Below are 21,845 nucleotides of genomic sequence, written 5' to 3'. Positions count from 1 at the left end.
TTTCTCGTTGGTGGTCATACGGTGACTCCGGATAACACGGTAGGGGTACCGTTTTGTTATCCGGTTTGAAGCCGTATGACCACTCCCTTTTGTGGGCAACTGTCAGGTGAATACCATCTCCATACAATCGGTCAAATATATTTATTTGTGGGGGCGTAAGTGCCCCCATGTAACATGTGATTTTTATAGCTAGCTTAAATATTGATGAAACTACCCATCAGGATTGATGTTGTAGTACGCATCGTTGATTAGTTTTTCTATGACTTCATTTCTTTTTAGCCCCTTCGACTTTGTAATTTCTTTTAATTTCCCTTCAATGTCTACACTCATGATGAAATTATATTGCTTACTGTCTGGATTGCTTTTTCTGTAATTTTTTTGGGTTAGGGATTTTTTGATTCTATCAACTTTGACTATGCAGTCACTTTCTTTAAATACAAATAGTAAGTCAAAGTAGGTTGTAATGGTCTCGAAAACATCTTTGTTACTATTACCGTCAATTATTTTTAAAAAAAGCTCATCTTGATCTATCTGGTTTTTTATCCATAACAAATCTTCATTTTTTAATTTTTCAAAGTTTGACCAGCTTTTAGGTTTTTGGCTTTTAACTATTTTATTCCAAAACAATTCAATAAGCTGAAGGTGCTTGGCCTTTATAGCTATTTCATCATCTAAGTGATCAAAATACTCTATTATCCTTTCTTTTTTTTGACGAGGAGTTTTGGCTCTGGGGGGCGTATTGGTAAAACGCATGTGGCTGAATGATATTGCGTCTTCAAATGAATTGTTTCTAAAATAATTTGGCCCTGGCTGACTAAAGTTTTGGATAGGCTTCTTGTAAAGGTCACTATCTTTGTCAAAAAAATAACCCCAATTATTAGTTATGGCAAATGCAAAATTACACACTCTTTGGTTCGCTTCCTGTATCCAGCAAAAGTGTTCTATTTCTAGACAGTTTCTACTAAACTGTTTGAATAGAAATTCTGCGATGGTATCGATATTCTCTAGCTGGATGGAGTTATCTATTTTTCGAATATAGTTTGCGATAACATAATCGGGGTTGGTTTTTAAATAGTCATTAAAAGTTAATAAAATTGAGTCGGAATCAATATTGATGGTGTCAACTTGTAGTTGATGCAGAATATATCCTGCAAATCTTATCATTTCCTCTGTGGCTTTAAGTCTATTGAATTTATCTTTCCACGGGTATTTTGAATCACTTGTTTTTGGTAATTCATAATTGGCTGGCGTCATATGAAATAATCCCATTTGAAAATAACTTAAATTTGATACTAGAGTTTTTCTAGTGCTAGTCAAGTGTCCTTATAGGGTTTTTATTGAGTTTTTGTAGTCGATTTATAGTATTTAAGTTTGGACTGCCGCCCCCATGCCTTGTGCTTTTTCATTGATTTTCATTAGCTTTTTATGGGGGAGGGGGGCTCGTGGCTCTCGTGAGCTTGCTCATCACTGGTTTTTAGAGAGAGCTGGTATGTGAATGCCTGTAGTAGCATCGGTGACTCGTTGATGATTGGTTATTGGCTGTGGAGCAGCGAGTATAAATGGTGGGGGAATGGATACTGTTGTGATGATGGAGTCTGGGATATGTAAAAATGAACGCAGAACACCTTAGGTATGAAAAACCTAAGGAGAGTAAAATGGGTCTCATTAAAATAAATGAATTGATAGCAATGACTAAGCTATCTCGCCCTACAATCTACCGGCTAATCAAGGCTGGAAAGTTCCCTTCACAACTCAAAACATCGCCAAAGACGGTAGCATGGGAAAAATCAGAAATAGAGGGCTGGATTCGCAAGTTGATAATGGAGCGAGAAGGCTAACAACCAAAAATTTACTAGGCTCCCCTTTGGGGAGCCTTTTTTAGCTTGGCGGTTTCTTTTTTATCTATTTAGGGGGGGGTAATGGTCGTCAACTTTATTTGCTTGTTAATTTAATTGCATGGAGTGGTTGCTTGTACGTTGAGGCTAAGTTCAGAGTGACTTTCTTGCCTTAACATCCGGTGCTGCTGGGATTTTATTTAAAATAATCTCGTGTTCCCCGGTGATTTAGGAGGTCGCTAGGTTCGGTAATAGTAATATATACACACAAGGTGTATACCAAGGTAGAGGGTGTAGGAGATATATCGAGGGAGAGAGTGATACACCGTCAGAGTGTATCACAGAGTATACCAACGAGAGCATGTGATATACACACGAAGTGTATACCAATCAGATATGCATCAGGCTTGTATGTCAGATACAAGCCATTAGCCGTATACATCGGCATAGCGCAGCATATGCAAAGCGCAGCATATGCAAAGCACAGAGTGCTAAATGCAGGTCGGTATATCAACCTAGTGGTTTGATAAGAGAGCAAGGTATCAGTTGGCTGTAAAGTTTTACGTAGCAATCCTCATTAATGACGATGAGTACTGTCACCTGAGCATCTAACCAACTGGCATGGGTATTCTATGTAAATCACAGGGCCGTATATGAAATCAAATGGCGGGTATTGTTTAATAGGCAACGAGCTAGACAACTTGCGAGTTGTGGTTGAGGCCAAGTATGGTGAAATATCCTCTGAGCAGTTGAAAACATCCGTGGAGGTGATCGCCAGCTTTTTGAATAAACATCCACGAGTATTTGCTGTACGCGTTGATCTGCGTTTCCCTCATATACCAGTTATGGATGATCCGGACATGCCGACAGGCTTTCCACCGGAGGTAGAAGAGGAAGAGGTTATTACGCGCTTTTTTGCTTCACTAAAAAGCCAGATACAGGCGTTACGTCACCGTAAGGGTCAGACTGGTAAACCATTCTTCTTGGGTTATATCTGGGTAAAGGAGCAAGTAACAAGCCAGTACCCTCATTATCACATGGTGCTACTATTTAACCGAGATGATTACGGTTATCTTGGTGATTACTCAAATTTTGATGCGGGTAACATGGCTACGCGTATCCGTAAAGCTTGGTGCAGAGCATTGAGGCTTGCATACACTGACTATGCGTCTTTGGTTCATTTCCCTCCTGACGCAGAGTATCGATTTGATCGCAGAGATGCAGATCTGCACAATGATAATTTTTATGACTTCTTGGTGAGGATTGGGTATTTATTTAAATTGCGTTCGAAAGTACAAGGTGGACGTAATTTCGGGCATAGTGAACGGATAAGGTAATGTTCACACTTAATTCACTGGTCCTAGTGGGGATGCTTGGCCATTCAAATTCAATTCGGGAGTTTCTACTCCCGGATCTGTTAAGCTAATTCCCCTTGTTGGCGGAGAATGGCTGGATGAGACAGAGGCTCATCCGCTGATCGCTTCCTATACCTTGCATTATGAGTTGGAGTTTATTCACCCCTTTGCGGATGGAAATGGTCGGATGGGTCGTTTATGGCAGACGGTGATATTGAGTCGCTGGCAGCCTGTCATGGCCTTCTTACCAGTGGAGACGGTCATTAAAGCACGGCAAGATCACTACTATCAGCAGCTAAGCCAGGCTGATCGTCGCAGTGATTGTACCGAGTTCATTCTCTTTTTACTGGAAGCGCTGCGCGATGCGCTGGCCCAGGCGATTGCGATTCAACCAGCAGCAGTATCACCTCATCAGGAGAAAACGCGGGTAGAAATGAAGGTTGAAACGCAGGTAGAAAAACGGGTGAAAACACCGCAGGCCATCTTGGCGGAACTGGCGGCTGAGCCGACCATAACGCTCAAGCAAGTTGCAGAGCGGATTGGCAAATCGACCAGTACAGTGGAGAGAGCTGTTGCCGTGCTGGTCAAGGACGGTCGATTACGCTTTGTTGGGCCGCGTAAGAGCGGACGTTGGGAGGTATTGGATCCTGACGCGTAAACCATCTAGCCCCAGAGCTAACCGACTCAGGACTATCTCGCCACCGGCAGGTCCTCCCAGCGGGTGGTGTAACAGGGGCTCAGATGCGCTTGTCGCAACATCCACTCAGGCGACCCCGTGCCTTGGCTGGCAAAGCCTACACCCCCCCCTTCTGATAGCGGTAACCGTCGCGCCAAATCTGCGGTAGCAGCACACTGTAGTGCTGTAGCTACCTCAAAGCTGAAGCTGCAACAGGTGTAACCTGACCAAAACACCGCCAACAAGACTAAACCCAAGCTAATCAGATTTATCATGAATGAAATCTATGCGATCATTGGGAATCTAATTTAATTGGTCTTGTTGATGGAAATCCCTGTTATGGCAGATCGCTGGTTGTCGGTCGAAGAAATCGCCGAGTACCTTGGTGTCAGCAAGGACACTGTTTACGCCTGGATCAGTAAACGCAACATGCCTGCACATCGTATCGGTCGGTTTTGGAAGTTTAAATCGGAAGAGGTGGATGAGTGGGTGCGTTCAGGTGGCGCAGCAGAAAATGAAGTTCGAGGCAGTGAATGATTGACTTGCCACTGTCCGATTTCGATCGCCTCATCCAACGGTCGGAATAAAATGAGGATATTTAATATGAAAACTATTGCTTGCGTTGATTTGTTCTGTGGTGCTGGTGGACTGACGCATGGCTTTGTGCTTGAAGGTCTACCAGTAGTTGCGGGGATTGACATGGATCCAGCCTGTCGTTTCCCTTATGAATCAAATAACAACGCCAAATTTATAGAACGAGATATCAGCCAGGTTACTACCAGCGAGTTGAACTCTCTTTTCGGGAATGCAGACCTGAAAATCCTTGCTGGTTGTGCACCCTGCCAACCGTTTTCTACCTATGCCCAGCGCTATGAACTGGATGGTAAAGATGGAAAGTGGGGACTCTTGTATGAGTTCGCTCGCCTAGCAGAAGGTTCCAATCCTGACGTTATCACGATGGAGAATGTTCCCTCTGTTGCGAAACACGAAGTGTTCCATGATTTCGTCGATACTCTCAAACGGCTCGGTTACAACGTTTGGTTCGATGTTGTCGATAGTTCCCAATATGGTGTCCCGCAGACTCGCAAGCGTATGGTCCTGCTGGCTTCAAGGCATGGTGCAATCAAGATGATTGCACCGACAATCACAAAACCAAAGACGGTTAGACAGGCAATTGGACGTTTGCGTGAGTTGCACGCTGGCGAGTCTTCCTCCAGAGATAAATTGCACACCGCGTCGATGTTATCGAGTAAGAATCTGCAACGTATCAAGGTCTCTAAGCCCGGAGGTACATGGCGTGACTGGCCCGAGCATTTGGTTGCAAATTGTCACCGTGCTGAGAGTGGTCGCACTTATCCCGGTGTCTATGGCCGTATGGAGTGGGACAAACCCGCACCAACCATGACTACTCAGTGTTATGGCTTTGGAAATGGTCGCTTTGGACACCCAGAACAGGATCGTGCCATCTCTCTGAGAGAAGCTGCCATCATTCAGAGTTTTCCGCGTGATTATGTATTCATTCCCAAGGATGGTGAGGTGAGCTTCAAGGTGCTTGGGCGCCTTATCGGTAACGCTGTGCCAGTTGACCTCGGCCGCGCAATTGCACGAAGTATCAGTGAGCACTTGGCTGCCATGATACCTTGATGGTCTGCTGACAAAATAGAGTGATGCTACTCATTCAGTTCTCATAACCTGCTGTGGCCCTCAAAATGAGGGATGTGTGGCAAAAATGTGCTGGTACTGAGATCGCGTGGTGCCGGGAGTTGAACCAGAAAGGTCAGTGCTGCCGAGTCGCTTTCAAAGAGCTGAAGAAACCTCGTTGGGTCGAAGAGATTGCTTATCCACGGTTAATGATTGCCATCCATCACTGATGGTTGCTTCTGGCAGGGATGCCCCGAATGTGCGACTTGAAAGCCTTGAATGAACGGTGCTGCAATGTTGGGAATGGCTGTTCCCAGAATAGGCTGCTGAAGTTGTCTTCCAGACAATAACCCTGGGCAGATCGGAGCACAGAGCATCGTCACTCAACTCATACAAAAAATTGAACAAGAAGATGATAGATCTCATGGGAACCACAAGTACGCAGTATGATCAGACTTATCGCTCCTGCCCAGAACCGGGGCAGTTAGTCGAAGTTAGACGACGCCAGTGGATCGTTGCCGAAGTCATGTCATCCCAATTGGCATCGACGTCCACCCCGCAGAATGCAGTGACACTCTCCTCCATCGACGAAGATGGGTTGGGAGAGGAGCTAGAGGTCATCTGGGAGATAGAGCCGGGTGCACAAATCATAGAACGCGCTGGTCTGCCCACTATCACCGGCCAAGATGATTCCGATACTCTCGACGCCTTCCTTGATGCCGTGCGTTGGGGGGCCGCAACCAATGCTGACCGGGGCTTCTTACAAGCCCCTTTCCGAAGTGGCGTCAGCATTGAAGACTTCCAACTCGATCCTTTGGTGCGCGCCATCGACATGGCACGCGTCAACCTGCTCATCGCCGATGACGTTGGTCTGGGCAAGACCATTGAGGCGGGGTTGATCATCCAGGAGATGTTACTCAGGCATCGCGCGCGTACGGTTCTGATCATCTGCCCCGCGTCGCTGCAGGAGAAGTGGCGTGTGGAGATGCTGGAGAAATTCGGCCTCGAATTCCAAATCGTCGACACCAGCTACATCAAGCAATTACGCCGAGATCGCGGTATCCATGCCAATCCATGGACATCGCATCCACGCTTGATTACATCAATGGACTGGGTAAAGAGTGGTGAAGGTCTGCGCACCATGCGTGATGTCCTGCCTCTGCATGCCAGCTACCCACGCAAGTTCGACATCTTAGTCATTGACGAGGCACACAATATCGCTCCTGCGGCTGGGGCAAACTATGCGTTGGAAAGCCAGCGTACCCGCTTCATCCGTTCGATCAGCCCTCACTTCCAGCACCGATTGTTCCTGACCGCGACACCGCATAATGGCTATACCGAATCCTTCACCTCACTGCTCGAGCTGCTGGACGACCAGCGTTTCGCCAGGAACATCCTTCCAGATCAGAAGCAGCTGAGTCAGGTGATGATTCGCCGACTCAAGAGCGATCTGGTCGATGCCGAAGGTCAACCACTCTATGCCCAGCGCAAGCTCAAAACCTTGCCAGCCGCATACACGGCCAGAGAGCGCGCTATCCACGCGAAACTGGATGAATACTGCCAAAGTCGGGAGCTGTCTGCTGAGAAAATCGGCAACGCGTTCGGGACGACTTTCGTCAATCAGCTACTCAAAAAGCGCCTCTTTTCCTCGCCAGCGGCCTTTGCATCCACGCTCGAAAAACACATCGTCAGTCTGACTAATGGAAGCCAACGCAGTGACAAGAACGTAATGGCCGACCGCATCCTACGCAAAGCCATTCTCCGAGCTGATGAGGACTACGCCAACGACCAGGAGGTAGAGAACGCCCAATCCGAGGCAGTCGAAGAAGCCTCGCGTCGCGCTCAGCCGCTCACGGCAGACCAGCAGCAGATGTTGGACGAACTACGCCATTGGGCGCAGACGGCCAAGAACCAGGTAGACGCCAAAGCCAAGGCCGTGCTCGATTGGATTGATGCCAACCTGAAGACAAATGGTCAGTGGAACGAACGCCGGGTGATCCTGTTCACCGAATACCGAACTACCCATCAGTGGATGCAGGAGATCTTGGCAAGCTATGGGTATGGTGGTGAGCGCCTCGCTATCCTACATGGCGGCATCGCGCAAGATGAACGTGAGAAAATCAAAGCAGCCTTCCAGACCTCTCCCAAGGAATCTGCTGTGCGCATCCTGCTGGCTACCGATGCCGCCTCCGAAGGCATCGACTTGCAGAATCACTGTAACTGCCTAATCCATCTTGAGATCCCCTACAACCCCAACGTGATGGAGCAACGCAATGGTCGTATCGATCGACACGGGCAGCGTCAGAAAGAAGTCTTGATCTGGCATCCCGTAGATAGCGGAGAAAACGGCAAGGTCAGCATCGGTGGCCATGGTGATGACATCCTCCGGGCGCTGCGCAAACTCGAATCGATGCGGGCGGACATGGGCAGCGTCAATCCGGTCATCGCGCCACAGATGTCGGGATTGATTGAAGGTTCGATCAGAGACCTTGATACCCGTGTTGCCGAAAACAGGATTGCCAAGACCAGACGCTTCGTTAGCGCCGAGCGAGCACTCAATGAACGAGTCGCAAAGTTACATGACAAACTCCTGTCCACCCAACAGGATTTCCATCTCACGCCTGAGCATATCCTCATGGCTGTCAACACCGGCCTCAAGCTGGCTGGCCGCCCACATTTAGAACCATTTTCGCTACCGGATGCGCCAAGTGCTTCTGTATTCAGGATGCCAGCGTTATCGGGGTCTTGGGCACGCTGTCTAGAGGGGTTACGCCACCCCCACACGCAGCAGATCCGCCCCATCACATTCAATCACACAGTGGCGAAGGGACGTGACGATGTCGTACTCGTTCATCTGAACCACCGTCTGGTACAAATGTGCCTGCGTCTTTTACGGGCCGAGGTATGGGCTCGCGACGACGTAAAGAAATTGCACCGCGTCACTGTGCGTTCGATGCCAGATGCATCGATCGACGGCCCTGCCGTGGTCGTCATCTCACGGCTCGTCATCACAGGGGGTAATCACCACCGTCTCCATGAAGAACTGACAGTGGCGGGTGGCTATCTCGGTAATAAGTGGTTCCGCCGTGAGGAAGGCGTCAAAAGGGTTGAGCAATGGCTGGAGCAAGCCAAACCAGTGACTGCTTCAGATTCCCTGTTCGACACTTTCCGAGTACGTTTTGACCGTGCTCAAAGTGCCATTCAACAATCTGTGGATGCTCGGTCAAAGGAGCGACTCAAATATCTGGCCAACACCCTCCAAACCCGCAAACAGAAAGAATTAACCGACATAAGTACTGTGCTGGAAGAACTTGAAAAAACCATTCAGGCCGAATTGGCGAAAGATCAACAGCCAATGCAGTTCTCATTGTTCTCGGAAGATGAGCGAACCCAACTCAAGCGAGATAATGCAGCCTTGGAGGCTCGTCTTGCTCGTATACCTGTTGAACGTTCACAGGAAGCCCAAGCCATCGAAAGCCGCTATGCCAAACTCGACGACCGTACTTTCCCGGTTGCAGTGATCTTTATCGTACCCGAATCTGCCGTTCAGGAGGGGGAAGTATGACCAGCCTACACGATGATTGGCTCTCGCTGATCGACATCTCTGGCCCCTTCCTCGCCGTTCCAGTGCTAAAAGAAGCCTTCCCACAAGGGCTGGAAGAACTCGATGGCACCAAGCGCAAGCGCCTATGCCAAGCCTACGAGGAGTGGCGCGACGCGCTGGAACAGGACGATCCTCAGCTTGATGAACTACACAGCGCATGGATCGACGAAGTGTTGTCACGCGGCCTTGAACTCGACGAGGACGGCAAGGGCGACGTGCTGAAGCGTGCCGACTGGTGCGCCATCAACCTGAAAGCGGTGCTCCCTGACCACGGTGTAGCACTTTCGCCCGATCAGGCGGTGGTCGATGAGCAACGTGCCAACAAGCCGATGATGCTCATCCACACCTATGCACAAGATATCGATCTCGATGCAACACAGAAGCTTGATGGCTGGGCCGCTACCCCAGCCGATCGCATGGTTCAGTTATGCCGCACCCTTGGTTGTCGCCTCGGCTTGATAACCAATGGTGAGCGCTGGATGATAGTCGACGCCCCAGTGGGCGCAGTCACCAGCTTCGCCAGCTGGTATGCGCGCCTCTGGAGCCAGGAACCGATCACACTGCAGGCCTTCGTGCATCTGCTCGGCATCCGCCGCTTCTTCGTCGATGAGACCGAACAACTGCCTGCACTGTTCGACAGTTCACTGAAGTATCAGGACGAAGTGACAGATGCCTTGGGTGAACAGGTTCGCCGCGCCGTCGAAGTATTGATCCAGTCACTCGACAAGGCTGACCAGGATCGCAACCGCGAACTGTTGCACGATGTCAAAGAACCTGAACTGTATGAGGCCGCGTTGACGGTGATGATGCGTCTGGTGTTCCTGCTCTCAGCCGAGGAGCGCGGACTGTTGCTCTTGGGCGACGAACGCTATGAGGCCAACTACGCGCTTTCCACTCTGCGCATGCAACTGCGTAAGGAGTCCGAAGAGATCCTCGAACGGCGCTGGGATGCCTGGTCACGCCTGTTGGCGATCTTCCGTGCGGTCTACTGCGGTGTCGAGCACGAGAATCTACGTCTACCCGCGCTGGGCAGCTCTCTGTTCGATCCGGACCATTTCCCTTTCCTTGAGGGAAGAGCTAAAGGTTCCAATTGGCGGGTAGATGTGGCCAGGCCGCTACCGATCGACAATCGCACCGTCCTTCTGTTGCTGGAGGCCATTCAGCAATTCCAGGGACGCACACTCTCATATCGCGCACTGGACGTCGAACAGATCGGTTATGTCTATGAGGGCCTGCTGGAGCGCACCGTCAGACGTACCGATGAAGTCACGCTGGAGTTGGACGCCACCAAGAAATCCCAGTCCCCTTGGGTCAAACTGGCCGAGCTGGATGCTGCGAGGATCGATGGTGCCGAACGGCTGGTCGAGTTGTTGCAAGAGCGCTCCGGCAGTTCTGTCAGCCGGGTGCACAACGGCCTGTCCAAACCTATTGATGACACCTTGGCCGATCGCCTCTTGACCACCTGCCAAGGCAACTTCCAACTGCGTGACCGGATAAAACCCTACGCTCATCTGCTGCGCACCGACCCCTGGGGCTATCCACTGGTCTACCCCGCCGGCGCGTTTATCGTTACCAGCGGCTCGAACCGGCGTGAAACAGGTACCCACTACACCCCGAAATCGCTGACCGAAGCCATCGTCACCGAGACGCTGACGCCTGTGGCCTATATCGGTCCGGCAGAAGGCACGCCCCGTGAAGGGTGGCGACTCAAATCCCCTTCCGAACTGCTCGACCTCAAGATCTGCGATCCCGCCATGGGCTCTGGCGCCTTCTTGGTGCAAGCCTGTCGCTGGCTGGCCGATCGCCTCAATGAGGCCTGGTCACTGGCTGAAGCCAACGGAAAGGCGGTGAGCGTGGACGGTGACGTCTTGGACTTACTGGATACTCAGGAACCGCTGCCACGTGATGTGGATGCGCGCATCGTCATCGCCCGTCGCCTGATTGCCGAGCGCTGCCTGTACGGCGTCGACCTGAATCCGCTGGCGGTCGAACTAGCCAAACTCTCTATTTGGCTGGTGACACTAGCTAAGGGCCGCCCGTTTGGCTTCCTCGATCATAGTCTGCGCTGCGGTGATAGCCTGCTCGGTATCCATCGGCTGGATCAGCTGACCCAGCTTACGATGAAACCTTCGGCCAAGGGACAGCTACGTCTGTTCGGCCAAGACATCGAAAAAGCAGTTCGGGAAGCAATTGAATTGCGCCAGAGACTGCGCGATATGCAGATCCGCGACATTCACGACGTGGAAGCCATGGAGCTTCTGGATGCCGAGGCTCGCCGCAAGCTCGAAGTACCGGAATATATCGCCGATGCGTTTATTGGAGAAGTATTCGCTGCAGGTGGCGATAGCGCGAAACTTGAAAATGCACTTGCTTCGTTGAGTGCCCAAGCCGACCAGGTGATTGGTGGTGATCAGGAGTCACTCGCATCAATACGCCGAACAGTTTCCTTCACCCTTTCTGCCGACCTTCCAATTGGAAAGCCGGCAAGAAAACCATTCCACTGGCCACTCGAATTTCCAGAAGTATTTGATTCTTCTGCACCGGGATTCGATGCAACACTTGGAAATCCTCCTTGGGGTGCCTCGCTGTCAGAAGCTGATACTCAATATCTGAAGAAAACTTATTCAAACTCCGCTTACAAGCTGATTAACTCATTCAAGTTCTTCATTGAGAGAATGGACCAGATCACTGCCAAAACCGCGAAGATGTACTCGTTTCTTGTTCCGTCCAGCCTTCTCGAACACATTGGGTGTAGAGATAACAGGGCACTTTTGCTGAGTCGCTCGCCAATCATGTTCATTGACTGTGGAGACGGGATGTTCAATGGCGTCACACAGTCCTGCTGCTTCGGAATTATCAATAAGCGCACGGCCTCGGAAGAGCATCCCATAGTTCTTGGTACATTTGAAGGGTACTGTAAGACCGAAGAAACAAGGCGGGATAGAGATTGGATTTCCAAGACGACCCAAGAAATAAGAGGACGAAAAAACTCCGTTCTCAGTCATGGTGCTGATGTGACACACATTAGCATCGGCGCGTCCGTGCCGCTGGTCGAATTGGCCAACGTTTTTGATAGTGGGATTGATTATTCTAGGGCTGCATTGGGAAAAGCCGTTTTTTATTCCAATCAGACTGCGGAAAACCCCTTAGACTATAAAGTCCTGCGAGGTAGGAATGTCGGAAAATATTCGCTAGAGTTTGATGGGATATGGCTTCGCAATAATTGGAGGACCATTCAACAAGAGCATATTGCAATTGATTCCAAAAGTCGCCTCAAGGTCAACGATAAGGCTTATGTTGTATCTCCCAAGATTCTAGTCAGACAGACCGGCGATCAAATCATCGCTACTGTAGATACCGACCGTTTCTTTCATCAAAAGTCCCTTCTTTGCATCATCCCCAAGGTCGGGGTATCCGCATACTTCCTCTGTGCGGTTCTGAACCACCCCAAGATGACGGAGATATATCGGAGCATGACTATGCAATCTGGGAAGGTGTTCTCTCAGGTAAAAAAGAATTTTCTGGAACAGCTACCGATACCCTCTTCATTCGACCCAAGCCAAAAAGAACTCATTGCAGGACTTGTTGAAAAGCTCATCATTACCAAGAACAACAATGACAAGGCAAAGCTATTGGCTCAACTTGAAGATGACGTAGCCAAAGGCTTTGTCAAAAATGAAGTCGTACTTCCTCAATCCACCCTCAGGGACACTGATAGCGAGGAGGGCCAATGACTGCACTCTCCGCCGATCGTCCAAGTCTAAACCCGCAAGAAGATCTGTTCGGGCATGCCCCATTTGCCGAAAGTCTTGCCAATAGCATTTGTCGTTATCCCGGCAATGATGGCTTGGTGCTGGCGCTCTATGGCCCATGGGGTGCAGGAAAGTCCACAGTACTGAACTATGTGCGACACTTCTTGGAACAGCGCCCAGAAGCCGAGCAGCCCGCCATTGTGACCTTCAATCCATGGTGGTTCTCCGGCCAGGAAAATCTCGCTCGCGCTTTCCTCGGCCAGTTGCAGGCCGTTCTGCCCGCGAAGAGCGAGAAGTTCGAGCAACTCGGTGACCTGTTGGCCGACTTCGCCGAGGGCGTGGGTGGCCTAATCGACCTGACCGGCGTTTCAGGCGGTGCCGGTGGGCTCATCGGCAAGCTGCTGGGTCAGGCGAAGCGCAAACCCAAGGATGTGCCGGCACTCAAGGATTCGATCACAGGCATCCTGCGAAAGGCCGGCAAACGCATCTTGGTGATTATCGACGACATCGACCGGTTGACGCCGGAGGAGACCCGTCAGCTATTCACTGTTATCAAGGCGCTAGCTGACTTCCCCAATATTGTCTATTTGCTTGCCTTCGACCGTGAGGTCGCTGCACAGGCCATCGAACAGCAGAGCGGTATGCCGGGCGAGCGCTATCTGGAAAAGATAATTCAGGTGCCGTTCGAGTTACCCTCCGTCGATCGCGTGGCGTTGCGAGCAACGCTGTTTAAGCGTCTCGATGAAATTCTTGGTAACACGCCTGATGGCTTGTTCGATCAATCCTATTGGACGAATGCATTTCATGACGGCATCGACCCGCTGTTCAAGGTGCCACGTGATATCGTTCGTTTCACGAATACATTGGCCGTAACCTATCCGGCGGTACGCGGAGAAGTGAACCCGGTGGACTTCATCGCACTAGAAGCGCTTCGCGTCTTCCTGCCCGGCCTGTATAACGTCATTCGCACGAACCAGGAAAAGTTTTCAGGTCACAGTCGTGACAACCGGTACGACGGTGATCAAAGAGCGATAGCTGTTTTCCATGAGCAATGGGTGCAAACACTGCCAGAACAACTGCGGCCAAGCACGAGATCTCTGCTTGAGCGCATCTTTCCGAAGATTGGGCAAATGGGTTATGGGGTGGACTGGTTGGCGCAATGGCGGAGAGGCCTTCGTGCATGCCACCCCGACGTGTTTCCCACTTACTTTCGAATGACCGTTCCTCCTGGCGCCGTCCGCCGCAGCGAGATATTGGCACTTTTGAGCTTGGCGGAAACGCCAGCCGCATTGGGCGATGCGCTGGTTCAAGCCACGAGCGTGAAGCGTCCCGATGGCTTGTCAAAGGCACGGGCATTACTTGAACGGCTTATGGATCATGTTGAAGAAGACATCCCCAGTGAGCACATCCCGGTGTTCATCGGCGTGCTTCTTGATATTGGCGACTCGCTCGTTTTGGAAAGTGACAAACGCGGCTCGTTCGACTTTGGCAACGAATCACGCGTTACTCGCGTGGTGTATCACCTTCTCAAGAGAGTTAACCGGACGCAACGGCAATCCTTGCTCAACACAGGGATTGAAGGAGGTCGCGGGATTGACGTTCAGGGCTATTTGATTTCAAGGCTTTCTGATGAGGTCAAAAAGGAGGCAGAGGGTGGCGAAGAGGCCCTGGTTGACACCGCCACTCTTGATGGTTTGAAAGCCTTCTGGCTCGACGGTGTGAAAACAAAACTTAGTGAGAGCGAACTGCTGGCACATTCAAAACTTTCTCGCCTTCTGGCTGCATGGTGCCTATGGGGCGACCCTGCAGAGGTCAAGACATGGTGTGAGGCGGCAACATCAACAGATGATGGCTTGCTGGCATTCCTGCAGAAATTCTGCTCGTATACACGTTCGCAGACGGTGGGGGATTGGGCCGTTCACTCTCATCCGCGCTTAAATCCAGCTTGGTTGGAACGATACGTTAATACATCAGCCTGCGCGCAGCGTTTGATGGACTTACTACAGGTAGGCTCCGTTCCTGACACAGCTCGTGAATCTGTAGAGCAGTTTTTGAAAGAGTTTGAAATGCTCAAGGCTGGCAAGAATCCTGATGACGCGTTTGAGGATTGATGGGGAACACGTATGACAGAGAACAGCAAACAAAGATTATCGCTCAATGCATGGTTCGCCATTGACCGCGACCGAGTCAAAGATCCCACACTTGCTCCCTACACGCTGCAACTAAAAGGCGGGCGTTCGCTCAATCAAGCCATCGCCGATGACGATTGGGTGCTGATCCTGGATACCACAGGCCATATAACGCGGGTTGGCAGGATTCTGCGAATTCGTTCCGATTTGGAAACCACCACGCTATTTTTCGACCGCATGTTGCAGGTTGAGCCGCCGGTTTCAATTGGTATGACTTCACTCAGATTACCTGCGACAGGAAGCTCGGGGCGTATTCAATGGACAGATTTCATTGCCATGCTTCCCAGTGTGCTGCACAAAAGCATCGCTGAAATCCCAAGAATCGAAGACCAGGCCTACATTCGCGAATTGCTGCAACTGGCAGTGATGGACGACCTGCTTGGTCCGGCGGGGGGGCCAGATGAACTCATTGTCGATATGGGGGTTCGCGACCGTTACTTGGTCGGTAAGCTTGCTCCACGCGAGGCGGCTGAACGTGGGCAGGAGTTTCCTGTCGATGCTGAGAATGCAGAGGACGACGCACCGGACCTGATCGTCAAGGCGCGACCAGCAAAAGTGGATTCTCCTACTGTATCTGGTAGTGGAGAGTCCGATGAGCCGGAAGAGATCGATGCAGCCAGTAACCAATCATTGGTACCCAGCAGCCTTGGTATGACCTTCTGCGTGGATGGTGATGTCGATCGGATCGAGATCGAAGCGCGTTGGGGTCGTTACGAGCGCAGCGATGAGCACGAAATTTACCGGACCCGGAAAAACAAGGAGACGGGGGCCGAAGAGCGAACCAAGGCCAAGGTGTGGCAACGCATCCCGTGCGGAGGAAAGATTTTACTGTCGCTGACAGAAGGGGTGATCCCGCCTCAGGCTCCTGATAGTGCCGCTCCGGAAGTTAGGGTGCAAGGTTCCATTCGCGCCAAGAATGCCAATGGCGATCGGTTGGTCACACTGTTCCTGGTGAATGCACAGGAAGAGCCGGACGCCAACCGCGATACGGCGTGGGTATTCCAGCCCGAGCTGATCGTTCGTTCTGAAAAGGATGCAGCAAATCGCGCCATCTTCCGGCGCAGGCCAGTGCTGGACGCAGACGGTATGGACCCTGAGCGCGAAGCGCTAGAGATGATCTACCGTAACCGGGTGGAGTTTGCCGTCGGTCATGGGGTTGCCGTCCATGCCAAGACCGAAGAGGACGTGACGTTGGCCACCGAGGTACGTACCACAGTGATGCCACAATACGAAGTGCAGGTGACGGAGACTCCTGGTCTTGATCCATCTGACCGACCGGCGATGCGCGATATGGTCAGTAGCGGCCTGCTCGACATGCAGCGACTGGCGACGTTGGAGATAGACCCGCTCGTTGATGCCTTGAATATGCTGACCAAGGACTATGCCGCATGGATCGGTGAGCAGCGCGCCAGTGTGGGCACCCAGGTCAAGGGCTTCGATGCTCAAGCCCAAGCAGCCATGGATCGTTGTCGGGAAATCCATACCCGCCTGCAGCAAGGTATCGACACTCTCAAGCATGATGACAACGCGCTGGCTGCCTTTCGTTTCGCCAACCGGGCGATGGCTACGCAACGTGTGCGCAGCCTATATGCACTCGCAAATCGTCGAGGAGAGGATGCCACAGTCGATAAATTCGATGCGGTGAAAAATCGCAGTTGGCGTCCTTTTCAGCTGGCATTCCTGCTGCTATCCATTCCGTCGTTGGCAGACCCAAGCCATCCAGACCGAGTACAACCAGTCAGTGCTTACGCTGACTTGCTGTGGTTCCCCACTGGCGGCGGCAAGACCGAAGCCTATTTGGGCGTTGCTGCCTTCACCATGGCCATACGGCGCATGCAGGGTAATCTGGGTGGGTACGACAGCTCGCGCGGTTTGGCCGTGATCATGCGCTACACCCTGCGTCTGCTGACGTTACAGCAGTTTCAGCGTGCAACAGCATTGATCTGTGCGATGGAGGTGTTGCGGCGCGAGGCCTTAGATAAAGGCGATGAATCCCTCGGGACAGAACCCTTCACTATCGGCCTCTGGGTCGGTAATAAGGTGACACCAGGCACGACTGAGAACAGCCATCGCGCCATTGAGGATATGCGTAATCCCGGTAAATACAATGCCGGAGCGGCATCACCCGCGCAGCTCACCAGTTGTCCATGGTGCGGATCTGAGGTGGCTCCCGGACGCGACATTGAGGTTGACAAAGGCTCTGGCCGTACTTTTGTCTATTGCGGCGACAAGAAAGGCCGATGCGATTTTTCCAAAGGTAAATCCAGCAAACAGCCACATCCAGGGATTCCGGTTTTGGTTGTGGATGAAGAGATATATCACAGGCCCCCCACGATGATGATCGCCACCGTGGATAAGTTTGCCATGATGGCTTGGCGTGGTCAGGTGCGTACGCTGTTTGGTCGCGTGGGGCAAGAATGTGAGCGCCATGGACTGCTTTGGCCAGGCTGCGAGTGCAACACCGGCCACCGTGCAGCGAAAGGGTTACCTGTCGCAAGAGTAAAAAAAATCAGCCCCATTCGCCCACCTGATCTAATCATCCAGGATGAGTTTCACCTGATCAGTGGGCCGCTCGGTACCATGGTGGGCCTGTATGAGACGGCTGTCGATGAGTTGTGTGGCTGGATGCTCAATGGCAAAACGGTCAAGCCGAAAGTCATTGCTTCGACGGCGACGGTGCGCAAAGCCAAGGAGCAAGTGAACAACGTCTTCATGCGCCAAGTTTCGGTGTTCCCACCCCATGGACTAGACGTGGAGGACAACTTCTTCTCGGTACAACGTCCAATCAAAGAGAAGCCGGGACGACGTTACCTTGGCGTGTGCTCGCCCGGCAGTTCACGTCCTGCAATGCTGATCCGTGTATACACCGCCTTCCTGACAGCTGCACAAGAGCTGTTCGATCACTTCGGCGAACCAGCTGACCCTTATATGACCATGGTCGGCTACTTCAACTCCCTACGTGAGTTAGGTGGGATGAAGCGACTGGCAGAGGACGACGTACAGACACGTTCCTACCGCGTACAGATGAGCATGGTAGAACGACCTGCATTGGCACAACGGAGCGTCAATAACATTCGGGAGTTGACATCACGAGTTTCTAGCCAAGACATCCCCAAATATCTCGATAACCTGGAAATCAAGTTCAAGTCGGAATTAGACGCCACTACAGGCAAATTTGTGACCAAGTGGCAGGAGGGTGACACTAGAGCCATCGACGTAGTGCTGGCGACTAACATGCTCTCCGTGGGGGTTGATGTGAACCGACTCGGCTTGATGGCTGTGAATGGACAACCCAAAGGGACCGCCGAATATATTCAGGCCACCAGTCGTGTCGGGCGTTCCTTCCCCGGCTTGGTCTGCACTGTGCTTACGTGGGCCCGACCACGTGACCTGTCGCATTACGAGACGTTCGAACACTACCATGCCACCTTCTACAAGCATGTCGAAGCGCAATCTGTCACACCGTTTTCACCGCGTGCGATGGACCGAGGCTTGACTGGCTCTTTGTTGAGTCTCATTCGTTTAGAGAACGATGATTTCAGCTCTAACGAGGGGGCTGGCCAATTGAATATGTCCGATCAGGCCGAGATCACCGATGCCATCAAGGTATTGGCGATGCGTGCAGGCAATGTTGCAGAAGATAACGAACGTAAGCTGTTGGCTGAAAATGAACTGAAAGAGCGAGCCGACGAATGGGCAAAAGAAGCCAGTAAGGGCGGACGGATATTGGCGTATGAGAAGAGTGGCTCCGAAAAAGACAAGACAGTGGCATTGATCAAGTCCCCAGGAGTTCAAGCCTGGGATAACTGGACGGTTCCGATGTCGATGCGAGAGGTCGAACCAGGTGTGCGTCTGATCATGAACACTAGCCACATCACAGACGATCGCGAATGGAGAGTTCGTCCTCAAGAGAAGGAGGAAAATTGAATATGATCATCAACGGTATAACGCCAGTCGGTGAAGTGCGTCCCAGCCAATTGCTCTGGACCTATGGGCCAGGAGCACTGATCGACCTTCCCAACCTTTCTGTCGTGACGTTAGGAATTGACCGTTGGGAGAAGAACCGTTGTCAGCCAATCCAAGAGGCTCGACTGCTTGCTGCCGTTCGGAAGGTATTAGGAGAGCAAGTCGAAAACTTGCGAATGCCGCCGTTCCAGAAAAGCGAGGTTACCGATGTTTGGTCTGCCGAGGCAAATATCGGGGTACCCGTTCGCCCTTTCCCACGATGGTTACGTTGCGTTAAGTGCGGACTACTTTCACCTTTTGATGCCGGGCTCTTCGAGATCAAGGAAAATCGATTCAGACCTGAACGAACGCGCTTCGTTCACAAAGGCTGCCGAGGCTCGAAAGGAGATCAACCCGCCAAGGATGCTGATGCCGTCCCGGCACGTTTCCTACTAGCTTGCCGCGATGGTCACCTCGATGACTTTCCTTGGCACTACTTCGTCCATGGTGGCCACGACTCGTGCAAAGGAACACTGCGATTCTTTGAGAGTGGAGCATCATTGCAAACCGAGAACCTGTGGGTGAAATGCGATACCTGCGAAGCATCGAGAAGCATGGCACATGCGTTTGGCAAGGCTGGAAAAGAAAATCTTCCAGCATGCAGGGGGCGTCATCCCCATCTGGATCACTTCGACAACGAATGCGATGAAGAACCACGGGCAGTGCTGCTAGGTGCAACGAATAGTTGGTTCCCAATCACGCTCTCAGCACTCGCGATCCCGCTTTCGAATGTCTCGCCGTTGCATCAGATCATCATCGACTACTGGGATGATTTCGTCGAAGTTGAGGATCTTTCCGAATTGAGGGGGATACTCAAAACACTCAAGAAAAGGGGAGAGGCCCAGGGAATAGAGAAGTATGCCCCAGAGGCAGTCTGGTCGGCTATTGATGCACATCGAACCGGTGGGGGTGAAGAATTTATCAGCGAGGCCGACATCAAAGGCCCCGAGTGGGATGTCCTGACAGAAGCCAGCCCGCCGACGGACTATCCACACTTCATGAGTAAGAATGCCGGGACTCCTGCACGATTTGCGCCGTACCTCCACCGTGCTCTATTACTGGAGCGACTGCGAGAGGTTAATGCGTTGCTAGGATTCACTCGAGTTGAAGCTCCTGAAGAGTCCGACGATCCCAGTGAACGTCCACAAATGGCCAGCTTGTCACGGCGCCGACCAGATTGGGTACCTGCCAATCAAGTTCATGGCGAAGGTATCTTCCTCCAGTTCAACGAAGAGGCCCTCGTTGCTTGGGAGTCACTGGTTGCCGTCCAGCAGGTAGACCAGATGCTTCGTGGTGGACACACCGGATGGCGCAACTCACGTCATCTCGATCCGAACGTGGGTTACCCCGGTATCCGCTATGCCATGCTCCACACACTTTCGCATCTGTTGATTCGTGAACTGGCGCTGGAATGCGGCTACAACGCTGCAAGCATCCGCGAGCGGATTTATGCCGACACAACGGGCGATAGTCCACAAGCAGGTATCCTCATCTATACCGCAGCAGCAGATTCTGACGGAACGTTAGGTGGCCTCGTCGATTTGGGGAAACCGGAGAGTCTTGGTCGCTTACTGGAACAAGCTCTGAGTCGCTCGAAAGTCTGCTCCTCTGACCCACTATGCTCCGAACACGATCCTGAAAAAGATCGGTCGTTGCACGGTGCGGCCTGCCATGCGTGCAGCTTGGTCGCTGAAACCTCTTGTGAGCGAGGCAATCGCTATCTGGATCGATCGCTACTCGTACCGACACTCGAACGTACCGACGCGGCATTTTTCAAAGACCTTTGACATGGATGAGCTACTTGATGCTATTACTGCCGTGGTCTCACGAGTCTCTCCTGAGAAGGTAAGAACCATTGCTGAGCGCACTCGGCGAACCGATACCAACAGAGGCATGACCGCACTATGCAGTGCGGTCGGCACCCCAACGGCGACGATCGTGGTCGAGAAACTTGTGCTTGCTTGGCAAAAGACCTCCGTCAGCCCAGACGAACTGGCATCAATGCTCCTTACTGCTGCCCACGTCTACACAAAAGCTACAGCCGAGCAATCTACTGAGCTAGTGTGGACCGGTCCAACGACCCCATTCGTCTCGGCACGTCGCACCGAGCAGGCACTGCTACAGGTCATCAACTCGGCAAAACGAACGCTATTTATCACCAGTTTTGTTGCCTATGACGTGTCGACTATTGTGACGGCACTGAACGAGGCAAATGAGCGTGGAGTTGCCATCTCGATGCTGCTTGAATTATCCCAGGATCAAGGTGGTAGCATCACATTCGATGCGATAGCCAAGATGATGGCACTGGTCCCTTCCGCCAGGCTCTATGCTTGGCATGAAAAGAGCGACCCATTTTCCGGAGGGAGCGTTCACGCTAAAGTGGTTGTAGCCGACGATAGGGAGTGCTTCATTACTAGTGCAAATCTCACCGGACATGCCATGGAAAAAAATATGGAGGTAGGGCTACTCATTTCGGGTGGGCACATTCCCAAGCAGTTGCACGGCCACTTGAGATCATTGGTCGACACCAAGCTGGTTAAACAGGTTTGAGCTTCAAGGAGCCAATTTAGGGCCTTGTTGATCACATATGTTCCTGGAGCATCAGTATTGCTCCGTTCGTCTGTTGGTGAACAGATATTACCGAGTCCTACCAGCTTGTTCATGACACTTATGCGTGCCAGGCTCTCGCCCATCTGGACGTAGTCGGGGCTGCGGTCCCTTAAAATGCAAATAACCAGATTATTCAGAAGCGTTAGATGTAATAACCAGCCATAATGACGACGAGCAT

13 protein-coding genes are annotated in these 21,845 nt (G+C 51.7%); 11 read left to right on the top strand and 2 right to left on the bottom strand.

Annotation, left to right across the window (positions count from 1 at the left end; genetic code table 11):
* Positions 1-210: 210 nt before the first annotated feature.
* A complete protein-coding gene (locus AB7E19_RS15770) occupies positions 211-1,254 on the bottom strand; it encodes a hypothetical protein (protein WP_427935886.1) in 1,044 nt (347 codons plus the stop codon).
* 356 nt (positions 1,255-1,610) lie between these two features.
* Between AB7E19_RS15770 and AB7E19_RS15765 the strand changes: the two genes are divergently transcribed.
* From AB7E19_RS15765 to AB7E19_RS15755, 3 genes are all read left to right on the top strand, one after another.
* Positions 1,611-1,838 carry a helix-turn-helix transcriptional regulator gene (locus AB7E19_RS15765; protein WP_323583451.1) on the top strand — a complete coding sequence of 76 codons (228 nt, stop codon included), beginning with the start codon at positions 1,611-1,613 and terminating at the stop codon, positions 1,836-1,838.
* 650 nt (positions 1,839-2,488) lie between these two features.
* Complete coding sequence (locus tag AB7E19_RS15760) at positions 2,489-3,172, top strand: inovirus Gp2 family protein (RefSeq protein WP_427935884.1); 684 nt, start codon at positions 2,489-2,491, stop codon at positions 3,170-3,172.
* Between the two features lie 88 nt (positions 3,173-3,260).
* A complete protein-coding gene (locus AB7E19_RS15755) occupies positions 3,261-3,848 on the top strand; it encodes a Fic family protein (protein WP_427935895.1) in 588 nt (195 codons plus the stop codon).
* Positions 3,849-3,880: 32 nt separating this feature from the next.
* Here the strand turns inward: AB7E19_RS15755 and AB7E19_RS15750 are convergent, their stop codons facing one another.
* The gene (locus AB7E19_RS15750; protein ID WP_235655978.1) at positions 3,881-3,949 is read right to left on the bottom strand and encodes a DUF4113 domain-containing protein; all 69 of its coding nucleotides are present in this window, start codon (positions 3,947-3,949) and stop codon (positions 3,881-3,883) included.
* Positions 3,950-4,205: 256 nt separating this feature from the next.
* Between AB7E19_RS15750 and mads1 the strand changes: the two genes are divergently transcribed.
* The 8 genes from mads1 to drmC all read left to right on the top strand — a co-directional run bounded on the left by mads1 (position 4,206) and on the right by drmC (position 21,607).
* On the top strand, positions 4,206-4,403 hold the full coding sequence (gene mads1, locus AB7E19_RS15745) for a methylation-associated defense system helix-turn-helix domain-containing protein MAD1 (protein WP_025202133.1): 198 nt from the start codon (positions 4,206-4,208) through the stop codon (positions 4,401-4,403).
* Positions 4,404-4,469: 66 nt separating this feature from the next.
* Positions 4,470-5,510 carry a DNA cytosine methyltransferase gene (locus tag AB7E19_RS15740; protein WP_102948457.1) on the top strand — a complete coding sequence of 347 codons (1,041 nt, stop codon included), beginning with the start codon at positions 4,470-4,472 and terminating at the stop codon, positions 5,508-5,510.
* Positions 5,511-5,919: 409 nt separating this feature from the next.
* The gene (drmD, locus tag AB7E19_RS15735; RefSeq protein ID WP_427935881.1) at positions 5,920-9,072 is read left to right on the top strand and encodes a DISARM system SNF2-like helicase DrmD; all 3,153 of its coding nucleotides are present in this window, start codon (positions 5,920-5,922) and stop codon (positions 9,070-9,072) included.
* Positions 9,069-12,845: an Eco57I restriction-modification methylase domain-containing protein gene (locus AB7E19_RS15730; protein WP_427935879.1), complete on the top strand. Its 3,777-nt coding sequence runs from the start codon at positions 9,069-9,071 to the stop codon at positions 12,843-12,845. Before drmD ends, AB7E19_RS15730 begins: the two co-directional genes overlap by 4 nt.
* Entirely contained in the window at positions 12,842-14,974 is a 2,133-nt protein-coding gene (locus AB7E19_RS15725; protein WP_427935877.1) for a KAP family P-loop NTPase fold protein, read from the top strand. Before AB7E19_RS15730 ends, AB7E19_RS15725 begins: the two co-directional genes overlap by 4 nt.
* A gap of 12 nt (positions 14,975-14,986) precedes the next feature.
* Complete coding sequence (gene drmA, locus AB7E19_RS15720) at positions 14,987-18,979, top strand: DISARM system helicase DrmA (protein ID WP_427935875.1); 3,993 nt, start codon at positions 14,987-14,989, stop codon at positions 18,977-18,979.
* Between the two features lie 2 nt (positions 18,980-18,981).
* Positions 18,982-20,844: a DrmB family protein gene (gene drmB, locus AB7E19_RS15715; protein WP_427935873.1), complete on the top strand. Its 1,863-nt coding sequence runs from the start codon at positions 18,982-18,984 to the stop codon at positions 20,842-20,844.
* 1 nt (position 20,845) lies between these two features.
* Positions 20,846-21,607, top strand: coding sequence for a DISARM system phospholipase D-like protein DrmC (drmC, locus tag AB7E19_RS15710; RefSeq protein ID WP_025202126.1), 762 nt, complete (start codon positions 20,846-20,848; stop codon positions 21,605-21,607).
* Positions 21,608-21,845: the final 238 nt, after the last annotated feature.

The organism is Aeromonas sp. (genome assembly GCF_050252055.1).
Taxonomy (GTDB): Bacteria; Pseudomonadota; Gammaproteobacteria; order Enterobacterales; family Aeromonadaceae; genus Aeromonas; species Aeromonas caviae.
Note: the sequence above shows the minus strand (reverse complement) of the source record. Positions and strands in the feature narration are given on the sequence as shown.